Annotated in this window: 15 protein-coding genes; 6 read left to right on the forward strand and 9 right to left on the reverse strand. The window is 54.8% G+C overall.

The features are described 5' to 3' along the window. Entirely contained in the window at positions 1-885 is an 885-nt protein-coding gene (locus tag B3B59_RS02370) for a D-hexose-6-phosphate mutarotase (RefSeq protein ID WP_046885886.1), read from the reverse strand. A gap of 73 nt (positions 886-958) precedes the next feature. After that, positions 959-1954: a glyceraldehyde-3-phosphate dehydrogenase gene (gene gapA / locus B3B59_RS02375; RefSeq protein ID WP_006174810.1), complete on the reverse strand. Its 996-nt coding sequence runs from the start codon at positions 1952-1954 to the stop codon at positions 959-961. A 341-nt stretch (positions 1955-2295) separates the two neighbouring features. Here gapA and msrB point away from each other — a divergent pair, with 341 nt between their 5' ends. Together msrB and B3B59_RS02385 are read left to right on the forward strand one after the other, a co-directional pair. Beyond that, on the forward strand, positions 2296-2709 hold the full coding sequence (msrB, locus tag B3B59_RS02380; RefSeq protein ID WP_040076050.1) for a peptide-methionine (R)-S-oxide reductase MsrB: 414 nt from the start codon (positions 2296-2298) through the stop codon (positions 2707-2709). Between the two features lie 42 nt (positions 2710-2751). Further along, positions 2752-3027 carry a YeaC family protein gene (locus B3B59_RS02385; protein WP_040076049.1) on the forward strand — a complete coding sequence of 92 codons (276 nt, stop codon included), beginning with the start codon at positions 2752-2754 and terminating at the stop codon, positions 3025-3027. A 49-nt stretch (positions 3028-3076) separates the two neighbouring features. Here B3B59_RS02385 and pncA read toward each other — a convergent pair whose 3' ends face one another. The 4 genes from pncA to sppA all read right to left on the reverse strand — a co-directional run bounded on the left by pncA (position 3077) and on the right by sppA (position 7245). Beyond that, a complete protein-coding gene (gene pncA, locus B3B59_RS02390; RefSeq protein ID WP_286808012.1) occupies positions 3077-3718 on the reverse strand; it encodes a bifunctional nicotinamidase/pyrazinamidase in 642 nt (213 codons plus the stop codon). Between the two features lie 94 nt (positions 3719-3812). Next, positions 3813-4244 (reverse strand): DUF2569 family protein, encoded by a 432-nt coding sequence (locus B3B59_RS02395; RefSeq protein ID WP_286808013.1) that lies wholly within the window; start codon positions 4242-4244, stop codon positions 3813-3815. A 69-nt stretch (positions 4245-4313) separates the two neighbouring features. Next, complete coding sequence (gene ansA / locus B3B59_RS02400; RefSeq protein WP_040076047.1) at positions 4314-5330, reverse strand: asparaginase; 1017 nt, start codon at positions 5328-5330, stop codon at positions 4314-4316. Positions 5331-5388: 58 nt separating this feature from the next. Next, the gene (gene sppA, locus B3B59_RS02405) at positions 5389-7245 is read right to left on the reverse strand and encodes a signal peptide peptidase SppA (RefSeq protein WP_263617056.1); all 1857 of its coding nucleotides are present in this window, start codon (positions 7243-7245) and stop codon (positions 5389-5391) included. Between the two features lie 162 nt (positions 7246-7407). On the opposite strand from sppA, the gene B3B59_RS02410 reads away from it, so the two are divergent. The 3 genes from B3B59_RS02410 to B3B59_RS02420 all read left to right on the forward strand — a co-directional run bounded on the left by B3B59_RS02410 (position 7408) and on the right by B3B59_RS02420 (position 11031). Beyond that, a complete protein-coding gene (locus tag B3B59_RS02410) occupies positions 7408-7959 on the forward strand; it encodes an NAD(P)H nitroreductase (protein WP_212477918.1) in 552 nt (183 codons plus the stop codon). A gap of 116 nt (positions 7960-8075) precedes the next feature. After that, positions 8076-9119, forward strand: coding sequence for a selenide, water dikinase SelD (selD, locus tag B3B59_RS02415; RefSeq protein WP_046885890.1), 1044 nt, complete (start codon positions 8076-8078; stop codon positions 9117-9119). A gap of 4 nt (positions 9120-9123) precedes the next feature. Further along, complete coding sequence (locus tag B3B59_RS02420; protein ID WP_040076043.1) at positions 9124-11031, forward strand: DNA topoisomerase III; 1908 nt, start codon at positions 9124-9126, stop codon at positions 11029-11031. A 57-nt stretch (positions 11032-11088) separates the two neighbouring features. Here B3B59_RS02420 and gdhA read toward each other — a convergent pair whose 3' ends face one another. Continuing rightward, entirely contained in the window at positions 11089-12432 is a 1344-nt protein-coding gene (gene gdhA / locus B3B59_RS02425; RefSeq protein WP_286808014.1) for an NADP-specific glutamate dehydrogenase, read from the reverse strand. 248 nt (positions 12433-12680) lie between these two features. On the opposite strand from gdhA, the gene B3B59_RS02430 reads away from it, so the two are divergent. Next, positions 12681-12944, forward strand: a complete 264-nt coding sequence (locus B3B59_RS02430; protein ID WP_414671878.1) for a YnjH family protein — start codon at positions 12681-12683, stop codon at positions 12942-12944. Here B3B59_RS02430 and B3B59_RS02435 read toward each other — a convergent pair. Both B3B59_RS02435 and xthA read right to left on the reverse strand, forming a co-directional pair. Further along, the gene (locus B3B59_RS02435; RefSeq protein WP_207293567.1) at positions 12904-13323 is read right to left on the reverse strand and encodes a pyrimidine (deoxy)nucleoside triphosphate diphosphatase; all 420 of its coding nucleotides are present in this window, start codon (positions 13321-13323) and stop codon (positions 12904-12906) included. The genes B3B59_RS02430 and B3B59_RS02435 overlap by 41 nt on opposite strands. Before the next feature lie 10 nt (positions 13324-13333). Next, on the reverse strand, positions 13334-14140 hold the full coding sequence (gene xthA / locus B3B59_RS02440) for an exodeoxyribonuclease III (protein WP_286808015.1): 807 nt from the start codon (positions 14138-14140) through the stop codon (positions 13334-13336). Positions 14141-14567 lie beyond the last annotated feature (427 nt).

A 14567-nucleotide genomic window follows, 5' to 3' on the forward strand; every position in this document is an offset into this window, starting at 1 on the left:
TTAGCGCTGAATGATGCTAATAGTTTGTCCCAGGCGAGAAGGCTTCTCTTCGCTGGTCTTCTGTGGTGATGTTACGCAGGCGGTTTCTACACAGACGAAGGTCTTATAACCCTCGTCCGGTACGTCGGCCATGCTCACAGAGAGCGCCGGGCCCGGGTTCCAGCCCACAACGTTGCTATGGTGATGGTGCACCACTTCGACGCTGCGGTTCAGCGCGGCGTCATGAATGACGCTGCACGCTTCCGGGTGCAGATAAACGCGGTCGGTACGATCCGGGAAGGTCTGCACGCCGTCGCTCAGTTTGCCCTCTTTGGCGTTATCCACTTTGTCGATAAAGGTATCGCCGAGTCCACTCACCTTGACCGCGCTGATGTCACCCACGTTAAAATAGGTATGCAGGGCGCTGGTGGTTTCAAATTCGCCGTGGGCTTCCAGTTCGATTTCACAGGTTTTACCCAGCTTGAAGCGTGCATAGAGTGTGAAATCGTGCGGCCAGAGCGCACGGGTCTCCTCATTTGCCTGTAGTTCAAACGTCAGTACCACACCATTTTCATCGTCATTGTGCGCTTTCAAGGTCCACTGCTGATTACGGGCAAACCCGTGAGCAGGCAAACCTGACTGTGCCGCCGGGCCAAACCACGGCCAGCAAATCGGCACGCCGCCGCGGATCGCCGCCCCTTTTTTGAAAGAGGTGTTGTCGCTGAGCCACAGCGCTTCGGTTTGACCTTCTGGTTTCCAGGAGAGCAGGTGAGCGCCATTCAGCGCTACGGAGGCTTTTACGCGCGGGTGATCAACGACAATGATGTCGGCTCCGTCAATCTGACGGCGGGAAAGCACAGGGGTAAGTTCTTCGACTACCGGAAGTGCAAAAATTTTATTAATCATTAAGCAATCCTCTGTCTTGAAGCAATAAAAAAGGCGACCGAAGTCGCCTTTTGGATCAGTGTCTCATCTCAACTTATTTGGAGATGTGAGCGATCAGGTCCAGTACTTTGTTGGAGTAACCGGTTTCGTTGTCGTACCAGGATACCAGCTTAACGAAGTTGTCGTTCAGTGCGATACCTGCTTTAGCATCGAACACGGAAGTGCATACTTCGCCGTTGAAATCGGTAGAAACAACGTCATCTTCGGTGTAACCCAGAACGCCTTTCATTGCGCCTTCGGAAGCAGCTTTGATTGCTTTCTTAATTTCTTCATAAGAAGCAGCTTTTTCCAGACGAACGGTCAGGTCAACAACGGATACGTTAGGAGTCGGAACGCGGAACGCCATACCAGTCAGTTTGCCATTCAGCTCTGGCAGTACTTTACCTACCGCTTTAGCAGCACCGGTAGAGGATGGGATGATGTTCTGAGCCGCGCCACGGCCGCCACGCCAGTCTTTGTGAGACGGGCCGTCAACGGTTTTCTGAGTTGCGGTGGTCGCGTGAACGGTGGTCATCAGACCTTCAACGATACCGAAGTTGTCGTTGATGACTTTCGCCAGCGGTGCCAGGCAGTTGGTGGTGCAGGATGCGTTGGAAACGATATCCTGGCCAGCGTAAGTTTCGAAGTTAGCACCACGTACGAACATTGGGGTGTTGTCTTTGGAAGGACCAGTCAGAACAACTTTTTTCGCGCCAGCGGTGATGTGCTTACGTGCAGTTTCGTCGGTCAGGAAGATACCGGTTGCTTCAGCAACCACGTCAACACCGATTTCGTTCCACTTCAGGTTAGCTGGATCTTTTTCAGCAGTAACACGGATGGTTTTGCCGTTAACAACCAGGTGGCCGTCTTTAACTTCAACAGTACCGTTGAAGCGACCGTGGGTTGAGTCGTACTTCAGCATGTACGCCATGTATTCAGCGTCCAACAGATCGTTGATACCAACGATTTCGATGTCAGAACGTTCCTGAGCAGCACGGAAAACAATGCGACCGATACGGCCAAAACCGTTGATACCTACTTTGATAGTCATATATTCCACCAGCTATTTGTTAGTGAATAAAAGGTTGCCTGTAAAATTACAAAAACCATACGCAGCGTCAAGCGGAATCGTGTCAATCATTGCGACAAATCAATCCTTCGCGCGACCTTTGGGCGATTGACTCGCCTAACATTCCCTCGGAGCTTGCAACCATATGGGGACTGCGCCGTGAATTTTAAAGGGCTGGCCGAAGAAAAATGTGGATTAGATCACATTTGGCCGACCGCCTTTTCGCAACGACTAAGTTTAGAACAAAAGTTCACACTTCAGTGTTAATGTTTTGTTAGAATCGACCTAAACGTTGTCTGTTTTCAATCGTGAGATATGAGCTTATGTCGAATCAATCCAACCCGGACGAACTGAAGAAAAATCTAACAGAAATGCAGTTCTACGTGACCCAGAACCACGGCACCGAGCCGCCGTTCACCGGGCGTTTACTGCATAACAAACGTGATGGGATTTACCACTGCCTGGTGTGTGATGCCGCCCTGTTTAACTCTGAAAGTAAATATGATTCTGGCTGCGGTTGGCCAAGCTTCTATGAGCCCGTCAGCGATGAGGCAATCCGCTATCTGACCGACAACTCTCATGGTATGCAGCGCATCGAAATCCGCTGTGGAAATTGCGATGCCCACCTCGGTCATGTTTTCCCGGACGGCCCTCAGCCAACAGGGGAGCGTTTCTGCGTCAATTCTGCCTCGTTAAGCTTCACCGATGACCAGAATGGCGACCAGACTAAAGGTTGAAAAATCGATTCAGCAAATTATTCCACCGGAGCCGGGTAAATCATGAATATTGACGAGATGATTAGTGGGATGACAGAGGACGTTTATCAACGCCTGGTCACCGCCGTTGAGCTGGGAAAATGGCCTGATGGGGTGGCGCTGACCCCGGCCCAGAAAGAGAACAGCCTGCAGCTGGTTATGCTCTGGCAGGCACGGCATAACACCGACGCGCAACACATGACCATTGATACCCAGGGGCAGATGGTGATGAAGAGTAAACAACAGTTGAAGGAAGATTTTGGCATCGCGCCAAAATCGATTGCCATGTTCAAATCCTGATGGGTTTGTGCGTGCCGGGCGGTGAAAGTTCCGCCGCCCGGCAAAAGGATTACGCCTGTGTTTCTTGCCAGTCTTCCAGCGTATACAGGGTGGCACCAGCAGCGGCCATATCCATAAACGCCTGCGCGCTATCCTGAGGCTGAAGATTGACGCCGCGGCAGCCATCGGTAATCACGTTGACGGTGTACCCCAGCTGGAGTGCGTCCAGTACGGTAAATTTCACGCAATAATCTGTCGCCAGACCCAGCACAATAAGCTCAACGATTTCATGGTGGCGTAGCCACGCATCCAGCGCCGTTTTCTGACGATGGCCGTTATCAAAGAACGCGCTATAACTGTCGATGGCCGGGTTTTCGCCTTTGTGGAACACCGCATCAATCGCTTTTTGGTTAAGCAAAGGGTGGAGCTCAGCGCCTTCGGTCTGCTGAACGCAGTGATCCGGCCAGAACGTCTGTGCCAGCCCGTCGAGTTCGCCCTGGCTATAAGGTTCGACGTCATGCTGGCTGGCAAAGCTACCGTGATTTTCCGGATGCCAGTCCTGGCTTGCCACCACGGCATCGCCGCGGGTTTTACACCACTCAATAAGCGTATTAGCGATATCAACAGTGCTGTCGCCTTCTGCTACCGCCAGCGCGCCGCCTGCGCAAAAATCATTCTGCAGATCAACCAGTAATAAAGCTCGTTGCGTCATATTCATTCCTTAAAAGCAGCGTATTTATCATCTAATTTTAATGGTAAAGCGGGGCCACAGAATGCTATCCGGAGCATTCCTGGACGCCCGGGCATTAACGACAAAAGACGACAGGGACGCGTTTCGAGTAGATAAACCAGGGCACTAAAACAATCAGGCTGAAAGAGGAGACCAGAAGCCAGAGCAGGTCGGCGAATTGCAGTGACATATCGAAGGCGATCCCGCTGTAGATGACCGAACCGGCGTTGATAACAAAATTACCCACGTAATAGGCAATCATGGCTTTTCGGGTTCGCTTACTTTTTCTGAAGAACTGCCAGCAGGCGTTGCCCAGCAAAGTCAGATAGACAATGCTCGGCAGGGTTAACGCTGCAACAGCCAGCCCGACGTCATGGTCTTCACCCGTGAAAAAGAGCCACAGGAGTAACACGACCACCCAGGCGTTGAACGCCCCGGCGATGCAGGAAAGTATCAAACCGGCTGCAGGAAACAAGATAAAACCGTCAATTTTGGTACTGTTGCTCATAAGCTCCCTCTCATGAGATAGCGGGCGAGTAGGGCAACGCCGTCACCCTCTCGTGCTTCCCAACCGACTCTATTCGTCTGGCGTCAATTCGCCGCGCAGGTTCTGCATCATGGCGAGACGTATGGCGTGGATATCCAGATCCTGGCTCAGAAGGTAGTGCAATTTGGTAAGGGTGGCTTCCACCGTCATATCAAAGCCGCTGATCACCCCGGCATGCGCCAGGGCGTTACCTGTGGCGTATCCGCCCATGTTGACCTTACCGGACATGCACTGCGTCAAATTCACCACCACAATGCCGCGTTCGCTTGCGGCCTGCAGCTCTTGCAGAAATTCACCATTCTGCGGAGCATTGCCCACCCCGTATGAACGCAGTATTAACGCTTTCACCGGCTGACGCAGAAAGTTTCGCACCACATCCGCCGAGATCCCCGGGTAGATCGTCACTACGCCAATCGGCTGCGGCGTAATCGGGTGGACCACAAGTTCGCCCAGGGTATTTGGCGCAGGCGGGGTACCGAGGCGGCGAATATGAATACCCGCCTCCAGCAGCGGTTGCAGGTTAGGTGAGGCAAACGCATCGAAACCATCCGCATGGGCTTTGGTGGTGCGGTTACCCCGGAAGAGGCGGTTATTAAAGAACAGCGCGACCTCGTTAATCGGGTAGTTCGCCGCTACGTACAGGGAGTTCAGCAGATTGATCTGCCCGTCAGAGCGCAGCTCGGCCAGCGGGATTTGCGAGCCGGTCACAATCACAGGCTTACCCAGGTTCTCCAGCATAAAAGAGAGCGCCGAGGCGGTAAACGCCATGGTGTCGGTGCCATGCAGGATCACGAAGCCGTCATACAGATCGTAATGAGCTTTAATATCGTCGGCGATATGCTGCCAGTCCTCTGGCGTCATATCGGAGGAGTCCATTAGCGGGTCATACTCGTGAATGGTGAAGTCCGGCATCTCCGGGCGATGAAACTCCGGCATCAGCGCCAGCTGGCGTTGCAGATGACCCGAGACCGGGATGTAACCATTTTCAGAGCGCTGCATACCGATGGTACCGCCGGTATAAGCCACGTAGATCGATTTCTTGTGCATGATGTTGTGTTCTTGGCTTCAAAGAAAAATCCCCTCTTCACGGAAGAGGGGATGAGGATTAACGCACGTTGGCGCAGGTTAGACAGAACGCGTAACGATTTTGTGGATCGTTAAAGGCCGCGAGCTTATCGCTTTCACCTTTTACCACGCTGGCCGCCGAGGCCAGCGGTGCCGGCAGCATCGCCTGTAGCGCCTGCGGCAACATGGCGCGCACCGAGCCTGACATGCTGTTCACGACCACGTCGAAGAACGTAGGTTCGTCCTGATAGTAGTCCACATGCCACTGCTTCAGCTTCGCCAGTTCAGCCGCTTTCGCGACGGCATCGTCGAAATCGCCGAGGCTATCAACCAGACCGTTCTTTTTGGCATCCTGACCGGTCCAGACGTGACCCTGGGCAATCTGATCGATCTGCTCCGGCGTCTTCTTGCGCGAGTCGGCAACCAGCGTAATAAAGCGCTTGTAACCATTCTCAATGCTGAGCTGCATCATCTGCGACACTTCTGGCGGCAGCGCTTTGGTTACCGCGACATCTGCCAGCGGTGAGGTGGCTACGCCGTCGGTATGCACACCCAGATAATCCAGGCTGTTCTCCATGGTGTTGATGACCCCGAAGATACCGATAGAGCCGGTCAGGGTGCTCGGGTTCGCCACGATGTAGTTCGCTGGCGTGGAGATCCAGTAACCGCCAGAGGCCGCCATACCACCCATCGATACGACCACCGGTTTACCTGCCGCGCGCGCCGCAGCCAGCTCGGCGCGGATCACCTCAGAAGCGCTGACGCTGCCGCCCGGGCTATTAACCCGCAGAACAATCGCTTTCACTTTTGGATCGAGGCGTGCATCGCGGATCTGCGAAGCGGTAGTATCACCGCCCACGTTACCCGGCGTCTCTTCCCCGTCCATGATGGCGCCGTTAGCAAACACCACCGCAATACTGTCGCCAGCATCGGCCGGTTTGTTCGGCTGGTAATCATAGAAGCTGATGGCGCTGAAGTTTTTGTCCTCTTTGCTCCAGCCAAACTGTTTGGTCAGGGCTTTTTCGATGTCGGCGCTGGAGCCGAGCACATCAACCAGTTTGTTATTCAGGGCATATTTCGCCGTGTCGCCATCGACCTTACGCAGGCCATCAAGCACCGCCTGTGCGCCCGGGAAAAGCTGTTCAGGCGTGATCTGGCGGTTAGCGGCCACGGTGCCGAGATAGTTCTGCCACAGTTCGCCAATCCAGCGGCTGTCAGCCTCGCGGGCGGCAGGGGACATATCATCGCGAATAAACGGCTCAACGGCCGATTTATAGGTGCCTACACGGAAGACATGGGTGGTGACTTTCAGCTTATCCAGCAGCGATTTGTAATAAAGGCCATTGGTCGCAAAGCCATGCAGGTCCACGGTACCTTGCGGCGAGAGCCAAATTTTATTGGCGAAACTGGCCAGATAATATTGCCCCTGACTGTAGTTATCGCCCACAGCGATCACCGGTTTGCCGCTGTCGCGGAACTCGCGTAGCGCTTTACCAATGTACTGCATGGAAGGCTGGTCGGCCCCCGCGAAGTTTCTCAGGTCGAGAACGATCCCGGTGATGTTACGATCTGCTTTCGCCTGACGAATCGCGTCGACGATGTCAAACAGCGAGTTCTCCTGCAGACGATCGCTGCTGGCACCAAACAGCTGGCGACCCAGCACGCCGAGTCGGTTGTTGGTAGAAGGTTTATCGACCACCACCCCAGCAATATCCAGCAGCAGCGCACCGCGCGTAGCATGCTGACTTTGAGTGGTGCTGCTTATATGCATCCAGACGCCAACGCAAACCATCACCAGCAAGATGAAAAAGAGGTTCATGACCAGCTGACGGACGAAATTCAGCAGCCGCCACGTCCATTTAAAAAATCCGGCAAAAAAACGCCAAAGGGTTCGCATCTCTTCTCCCTGTCCAAAAATTACCCGGCCCGTCGCCATGGACGGGTTGTCGGGCTATCGTAATGACCCAACTGCCTCTTGTCAGCAGGAATCGCCTGCCACGCTGTAACAAAATCTGCTGTCGTGTTAATTTTGAGTAAATCCGTAGACAGGAGTTACCCCATGGATGCACTAGAACTGCTGGTTAACCGCCGCAGCGCCTCGCGCCTTACTGAGCCCGCTCCCGCTGGTGAGCAGCTGGAAAATATCCTTCGCGCAGCCTTGCGCGCGCCCGATCACGGTACGTTACAGCCGTGGCACTTCTTTATCATAGAAGGTGAAGGCCGCACGCGTTTCAGCGCGCTGCTGGAAAAGGGGGCTATTGCCGCTGAGCAGGATGAAAAAGCAATCGAGAAAGCGCGAAATGCGCCATTCCGCGCGCCGATGATCATCGCCGTGGTCGCTAAATGTCAGCCGAATCACAAAGTTCCCGTCTGGGAGCAGGAGATGTCCGCCGGATGCGCGGTCATGGCAATGCAGATGGCTGCCCTCGCGCAGGGCTTCAATGGTATCTGGCGCAGCGGGGCATTAACCGACAGCCCGGTGGTACGGGATGCGCTTGATTGCAGAACAGAAGATAAAATCGTCGGTTTCCTCTATCTCGGTACGCCGCAGTTAAAAGCGTCCACCACCGTCTCAGTGCCCGATACCTCGCCGTTCGTCACCCGCTTCTGACGACCTGGGCTAAACTGTCTGGATTCTGTGCAAGTGCACCAGAATTCAGACACCCATACTTACCCCGTAATGGAATGAGCGTTAACATAACGCAATTGCAATGACAGGAGATGTCCATGAGCGAGCAAACCATTCGTTTAACGCAATACAGCCACGGAGCCGGTTGCGGTTGTAAAATTTCCCCCAAAGTGCTGGAGACCATTCTTCACAGCGAGCAGGCGAAGTTTGTCGACCCGAACCTGCTTGTTGGCAACGAAACCCGTGACGACGCCGCCGTTTACGATTTAGGCAACGGGACCAGCATCATTAGCACCACCGATTTCTTTATGCCGATTGTCGACAACCCGTACGACTTTGGCCGCATCGCCGCCACCAACGCCATCAGCGATATCTTCGCGATGGGGGGTAAACCCATTATGGCGATTGCCATTCTTGGCTGGCCCATTAACACCCTGGCACCGGAAATTGCCCGCGAGGTGATTGAGGGCGGACGTTTTGCTTGCCAGCAGGCGGGCATTGCGCTGGCAGGCGGCCACTCTATCGACGCACCAGAGCCTATCTTTGGCCTGGCGGTGACCGGCGTGGTGCCCACCGAACGCGTTAAACGCAACAGTACCGCCGAGCCCGGCTGCAAACTCTATCTGACCAAGCCGCTGGGGATTGGCGTGCTCACCACCGCGGAGAAGAAATCTCTGCTCAAGCCTGAACATAAAGGCCTGGCGGCGGAAGTGATGTGTCAGATGAACCTCGCCGGGGCGGCTTTTGCCAACATTGATGGTGTGAAGGCGATGACGGATGTCACCGGCTTTGGCCTGCTTGGCCACCTGAGCGAGGTGTGTCAGGGAGCGGGCGTGCAGGCGCAACTCTGGTATCAGGATGTGCCGAAACTGCCGGGTGTCGAAGCATATATTGCCCAGGGGGCGGTGCCGGGTGGCACCCAGCGCAACTTTGCCAGCTACGGTCATCTGATGGGCGAGATGCCCGCCGAGTGGCGTGATCTGCTGTGCGATCCGCAAACCTCTGGCGGTCTGCTGCTGGCGGTAACGCCAGAGGCCGAAGCCGAAGTGAAAGCCACCGCCGCGGAATACGGCATCAACCTGAGCGCCATCGGCGAGCTGGTCACGGCTCGTGGTGGACGGCCAATGATCGAGATCCAGTAATTCGATGCGGTTATTTATTGCCGAAAAACCGAGTCTCGGTCGCGCCATCGCCGATGTGTTGCCTAAACCGCACCGCAAAGGCGATGGTTTTATTGAGTGTGGTAATGGGCAGGTGGTGACCTGGTGTATCGGCCACCTGCTGGAGCAGGCGCAGCCCGATGCCTACGACAGCCGTTATGCCCGCTGGAATCTTAACGACCTGCCCATCGTGCCGGAAAAATGGCAGCTTCAGCCGCGCCCGTCGGTAACTAAACAGCTCAATGTGATTAAGCGCTTCTTGCACGATGCGGCGGAAATCATTCACGCCGGTGACCCGGACAGGGAAGGGCAGTTGCTGGTGGATGAGGTGCTGGACTACCTGCAACTGGCACCAGAAAAGCGTCAGCAGGTGCAGCGCTGTCTGATTAACGATCTCAACCCGCAGGCGGTCGAGCGCGCCATCTCGCGACTGCGTGCCAATAGCGAGTTTGTACCGCTCTGCGTCTCGGCGCTGGCCCGGGCGCGCGCCGACTGGCTGTACGGCATTAATATGACCCGCGCCTACACCATTCTTGGGCGCAATGCAGGCTATCAGGGCGTGCTCTCCGTGGGCCGCGTCCAGACGCCAGTCCTGGGGCTGGTGGTGCGTCGTGACGAAGAGATCGAAAACTTCGTTGCCAAAGATTTCTTTGAAGTGAAAGCGCATATCGTCACCCCGAAAGAGGAGCGCTTTACCGCGACCTGGCAACCCAGCGAAGCCTGCGAACCCTATCAGGATGAAGAGGGGCGTTTGCTACATCGTCCGCTGGCAGATCACGTCGTGAACCGTATCGGCGGGCAACCGGCGGTCGTGACCAGCTATAACGATAAACGAGAATCAGAACCGGCCCCGTTGCCGTTTTCGCTCTCAGCGCTGCAGATTGAAGCGGCGAAACGCTTTGGCCTGAGCGCGCAAAACGTGCTTGATATCTGCCAGAAGTTGTACGAAACCCATAAATTGATAACTTATCCGCGTTCTGACAGCCGATACCTGCCCGAGGAGCATTTTGCCGGGCGGCACGCGGTGATGAACGCCATCGGCGCGCATGCGCCGGAGTTATCAGGCCAGCCTGTCGTTAATGCAGATACCCGCAACCGCTGCTGGGATGACAAAAAAGTCGATGCCCACCACGCCATTATTCCGACGGCGCGCAGTAGCAAGGTCACGCTGACGGACAACGAAGCGAAAGTGTACAACCTGATTGCCCGCCAGTATCTGATGCAGTTCTGCCCTGATGCGGTATTCCGCAAGTGCGTCATTGAGCTGGAGATCGCCAAAGGCAAATTCGTGGCTAAAGCGCGTTTTCTGGCCGAAGCCGGATGGCGGACGCTGCTGGGCAATAAAGAGCGCGATGAAGAGAACGACGGTACGCCGCTGCCGGTGGTGGCAAAAGAGGACGAACTGCTCTGTGAGAAAGGCGAAGTCGTTGAGCGCCAGACGCAGCCGCCGCGTCACTTTACCGATGCGACGTTGCTCTCGGCCATGACCGGTATTGCCCGCTTTGTGCAGGACAAAGATCTGAAGAAGATCCTGCGCGCGACGGATGGATTAGGCACCGAAGCTACCCGCGCCGGGATCATCGAGCTGCTATTCAAACGAGGTTTTTTGATCAAGAAAGGGCGCTACATTCACTCCACCGATCCGGGACGGGCGCTGATCCACTCGCTGCCTGAACTGGCCGCACGGCCGGATATGACAGCCCACTGGGAATCGGTACTGACACAAATCAGTGAGAAGCAGTGCCGTTATCAGGACTTTATGCAGCCGCTGGTGGGCACCCTGTTTGATTTGATTAACCAGGCGAAGAGTACCCCGGTCAGGCAGTTCAGGGGGATGTCAGCGCCAGGTAGCGGTAACAAGAAACCCTTTAAAAAAAAGCGCAGCGCAGCATAAAAAAAGCCCGGTGAGGTAAACTGCACCGGGCTTTTAACGTCTGCCATTTTAGAGAATTTAAATCACTCCCTGGCCCATCATCGCATCGGCGACCTTTACGAACCCGGCGATATTTGCCCCGCGTACGTAGTTGGTCTGTTTCTCTTCACCGCCGTACTCGACGCAGGCGTGGTGAATATCCAGCATGATGTGGTGCAGGCGCGCATCCACTTTTTCGGCTTTCCAGCCCATCCGCGCGGCGTTCTGCGCCATCTCAAGACCTGACGTCGCCACGCCGCCGGCGTTAGCCGCTTTACCCGGCGCGAAGAGCACACCCGCCTCCAGGAACAGATCGGTCGCTTCGATGGTGGTGGGCATGTTGGCCCCTTCCGCTACCGCTTTCACGCCGTTTGCCACCAACTGACGCGCGGCATCGATATCCAGTTCATTCTGGGTGGCACACGGCAGGGCGATATCCACCGGCACGGCCCATGGCTGTTTGCCCTCAAGATAGGTCAGCCCAAATTCGCGGGCATAGTCGGCCACGCGGCCATCGCGGCTGGCTTTAATTTCGCAAAGACGTGCCAGCTTCTCGGCAGTAAAACCGGCTTCATCAACTACGGTGCCGCTGGAGTCAGAGGCGGTGATGACCCGTGCGCCAAACTCCATCGCTTTCTCAATGGCATACTGAGCCACGTTCCCCGAGCCAGAGACCGCCACGCGCATCCCTTCAAAGCTCAGACCATGGCGCTGTAACATCGCCTGGGTGAAATAGACCAGACCATAGCCGGTGGCTTCCGGACGGATCAGGCTGCCGCCGAAGGAGAGACCTTTACCGGTAAACACGCAGGCGCTGTTATTGGAGAGTTTTTTCATCATCCCGGCCATAAAGCCCACTTCGCGTCCGCCTACGCCGATATCCCCGGCCGGTACGTCGGTGTCCGGCCCCAGGTGACGATAAAGTTCAGTCATCAGCGCCTGGCAGAATCGCATGACCTCACCTTCACTTTTGCCTTTCGGATCGAAATCACTGCCGCCTTTCCCGCCGCCCATCGGCAGGGTGGTGAGGGCGTTTTTAAAGGTTTGTTCAAAACCGAGGAACTTAAGAATGGAGAGGTTAACGGAGGGATGGAATCGCATGCCGCCCTTAAACGGACCAATTGCCGAGTTGAACTGTACACGCCACGCACGGTTAACCTGTACCTGATTGCTGTCATCCACCCAGACCACGCGGAACTGAATTACGCGCTCAGGCTCAACCAGACGCTCCAGCAGGGACATCTGACGATAGCGTGGGTTCTGTTCAAGGAACGGCCACAGGGTGGTCATCACTTCGCGAACGGCCTGCGAAAACTCACTCTGATGCGGGTCGCGCTGTTGAACAGTATTCAGAAACGATTCCAGAGAGCATACCTGGTCCATAAGTATAAGTTCCTCTTATAAATAGAATTATTATCTTTTTGACGGTTTTATCTGTGATGTGTTGTGGTTTTCGACTATATCACTCGTACCAGTTTGTGACGCAAGTGAAAATTTCCCCATCCAGGGAAATTCATCATCCGCCCCGGGTCATAATAAAAAACGATGATGGAAAGGGTTAAAGCTTGCGGGTGACTGTCCGTTATAGTGTTAAGAGGACAAAACAGGATGAAACGTCTATGAATCGATTAATGATTGCCGCCATGCTCGGGCTTTTCTCTCTCAGCAGTTATGCCGAGCAACGTCTGCGCCCCGATATCGACGTGAACGTACCGCCGGAAGTGTTCAGCTCTGGTGGGCAGCGGGCGCAGCCGTGCAACATGTGTTGTATCTATCAGGATCAGAACTATTCGGAGGGGGCGGTGGTTCGCGCTGACGGGGTATTGTTACAGTGTCAGCGCGACGAACGGACAATCAGTACGAATCCACTGGTGTGGCGTCGTGTGAAAGAATAAAGGCTTCCAGCAGCGGGACATCCGCGGGCGCAAGGTTGTAAGTCAACGCCTGCCGTGGGGTACACCACACCAGCTGGGTGTGATAGTGCGCCACCGGGGTGCCGCTAAAGTGCGGCACGTGCCAGGCGTGCAGGTGGATCAGCCGGCGGGAGACTTCCCGCTGGTGGCTGGCAACATAGTCGCCTGGCTGAACCTCAATGGCGAGTTCCTCACGCAGCTCGCGAATCAGAGCCTCTTGCTGCGTTTCACCCGGTTCCACTTTGCCCCCGGCCAGTTCCCACATTCCCGCCTGATCGGCATGCTCTGGCCGCTGGGCCAGCAAAATCTGGCCATCCCGTTCGAGGATGGCGCAGACGACGTCGATTGTTTTGACCTTCATCGCGGTGAGCTTACAGATCAAACTTCGCCCAGACCGGCGCATGGTCAGACGGTTTTTCCATGCCGCGGATGGCGTAATCAATCCCGGTGTCGATACAACGTTCCGCCAGCGGATGGCTTGCCAGCAGCACATCGATGCGCAGACCGCGGTTGTCATCAAAACCTTTGGAACGGTAGTCGAACCACGAGAAGCGATCCTGGGTTTCCGGGTGGGCGTGGCGGAAAGTGTCTACCAAACCCCAGTCCAGCAGGCGACCCATCCACTCGCGCTCTTCCGGCAGGAAGGAGCATTTACCGGCGCGCAGCCAGCGTTTGCGGTTCTCTTCGCCAATGCCGATATCAAGGTCCGTCGGGCTAATATTGATGTCACCCATGATTAGCACCGGGTTCTCTTTCTGCAGCTCAGTTTCAAGATAACGCTGGAGATCCTGATAGAACTTCTCTTTAGCCGGGAACTTGGTCGGATGGTCGCGGCTTTCGCCCTGTGGGAAATAGCCATTGATAACCGTGATGTTTCCCATCGGCGAAGGCAGTTCTGCCATGATGATGCGGCGTTGCGCCTCACCGTCATCGTCCGGGAAGCCACGACGAACAGAAACTGGCGTCTCTTTGGTCAGCAGCGCCACGCCGTAGTGACCTTTTTGCCCGTGATAAAAGACGTTATAGCCCAGTTTTGCCACCTCTTCGAGGGGGAACATATCGTCGTGAACTTTTGTCTCCTGCAGACCAATGACGTCGGGCTGATGTTGTTCGACGATGGCTGCCAGTTGATGGGGACGGGCGCGCAGGCCGTTGATATTAAATGAGACAAATTTCATAGTCGCTGCCAGTGCAAGGTGAATAGTGCAAGGATGGTAGCAGAATTTAGCGCGACTGACTGCCACCGCCAGCAGGGAAAAACCGATAACGGCGATAGATGTAAATAATGGTGCAACTTTTGCACTTTTTAGGCGCAGCTTGCCCGATAAAAGCGCGTAAAGAGTTAAGTAATTTCGCGAGGGATCACAATTCCAGAATTATATTTGGTAAATGAATAATATTACTATTTTTCATCCGGCAAACCCGCGCTTGTTGCAAAAATATTCACTATTTATGCAAAAATAATGAATAAAGACTCGTCGTAACTTGTTGATTTTACGTTTACACCTCCCTTTTATGCACTTTTATCGCTAGCTGGCACGAACAGTGCAATCTACATTTACAGCGCAAACACTCAAATATTTAACATCTAAATAACCTTTTATT

This window comes from Leclercia sp. UBA2479 (genome assembly GCF_002341985.1).
Taxonomy (GTDB): domain Bacteria; phylum Pseudomonadota; class Gammaproteobacteria; order Enterobacterales; family Enterobacteriaceae; genus Enterobacter; species Enterobacter pneumoniae.

Coding starts and splice junctions, on each gene's coding strand:
- B3B59_RS02370 (WP_046885886.1), bottom strand. CDS start 885: ATGATTAATAAAATTTTTGCACTTCCGGTAGTCGAAGAACTTACCCCT.
- gapA (WP_006174810.1), bottom strand. CDS start 1,954: ATGACTATCAAAGTAGGTATCAACGGTTTTGGCCGTATCGGTCGCATT.
- msrB (WP_040076050.1), top strand. CDS start 2,296: ATGTCGAATCAATCCAACCCGGACGAACTGAAGAAAAATCTAACAGAA.
- B3B59_RS02385 (WP_040076049.1), top strand. CDS start 2,752: ATGAATATTGACGAGATGATTAGTGGGATGACAGAGGACGTTTATCAA.
- pncA (WP_286808012.1), bottom strand. CDS start 3,718: ATGACGCAACGAGCTTTATTACTGGTTGATCTGCAGAATGATTTTTGC.
- B3B59_RS02395 (WP_286808013.1), bottom strand. CDS start 4,244: ATGAGCAACAGTACCAAAATTGACGGTTTTATCTTGTTTCCTGCAGCC.
- ansA (WP_040076047.1), bottom strand. CDS start 5,330: ATGCACAAGAAATCGATCTACGTGGCTTATACCGGCGGTACCATCGGT.
- sppA (WP_263617056.1), bottom strand. CDS start 7,245: ATGCGAACCCTTTGGCGTTTTTTTGCCGGATTTTTTAAATGGACGTGG.
- B3B59_RS02410 (WP_212477918.1), top strand. CDS start 7,408: ATGGATGCACTAGAACTGCTGGTTAACCGCCGCAGCGCCTCGCGCCTT.
- selD (WP_046885890.1), top strand. CDS start 8,076: ATGAGCGAGCAAACCATTCGTTTAACGCAATACAGCCACGGAGCCGGT.
- B3B59_RS02420 (WP_040076043.1), top strand. CDS start 9,124: ATGCGGTTATTTATTGCCGAAAAACCGAGTCTCGGTCGCGCCATCGCC.
- gdhA (WP_286808014.1), bottom strand. CDS start 12,432: ATGGACCAGGTATGCTCTCTGGAATCGTTTCTGAATACTGTTCAACAG.
- B3B59_RS02430 (WP_414671878.1), top strand. CDS start 12,681: ATGATTGCCGCCATGCTCGGGCTTTTCTCTCTCAGCAGTTATGCCGAG.
- B3B59_RS02435 (WP_207293567.1), bottom strand. CDS start 13,323: ATGAAGGTCAAAACAATCGACGTCGTCTGCGCCATCCTCGAACGGGAT.
- xthA (WP_286808015.1), bottom strand. CDS start 14,140: ATGAAATTTGTCTCATTTAATATCAACGGCCTGCGCGCCCGTCCCCAT.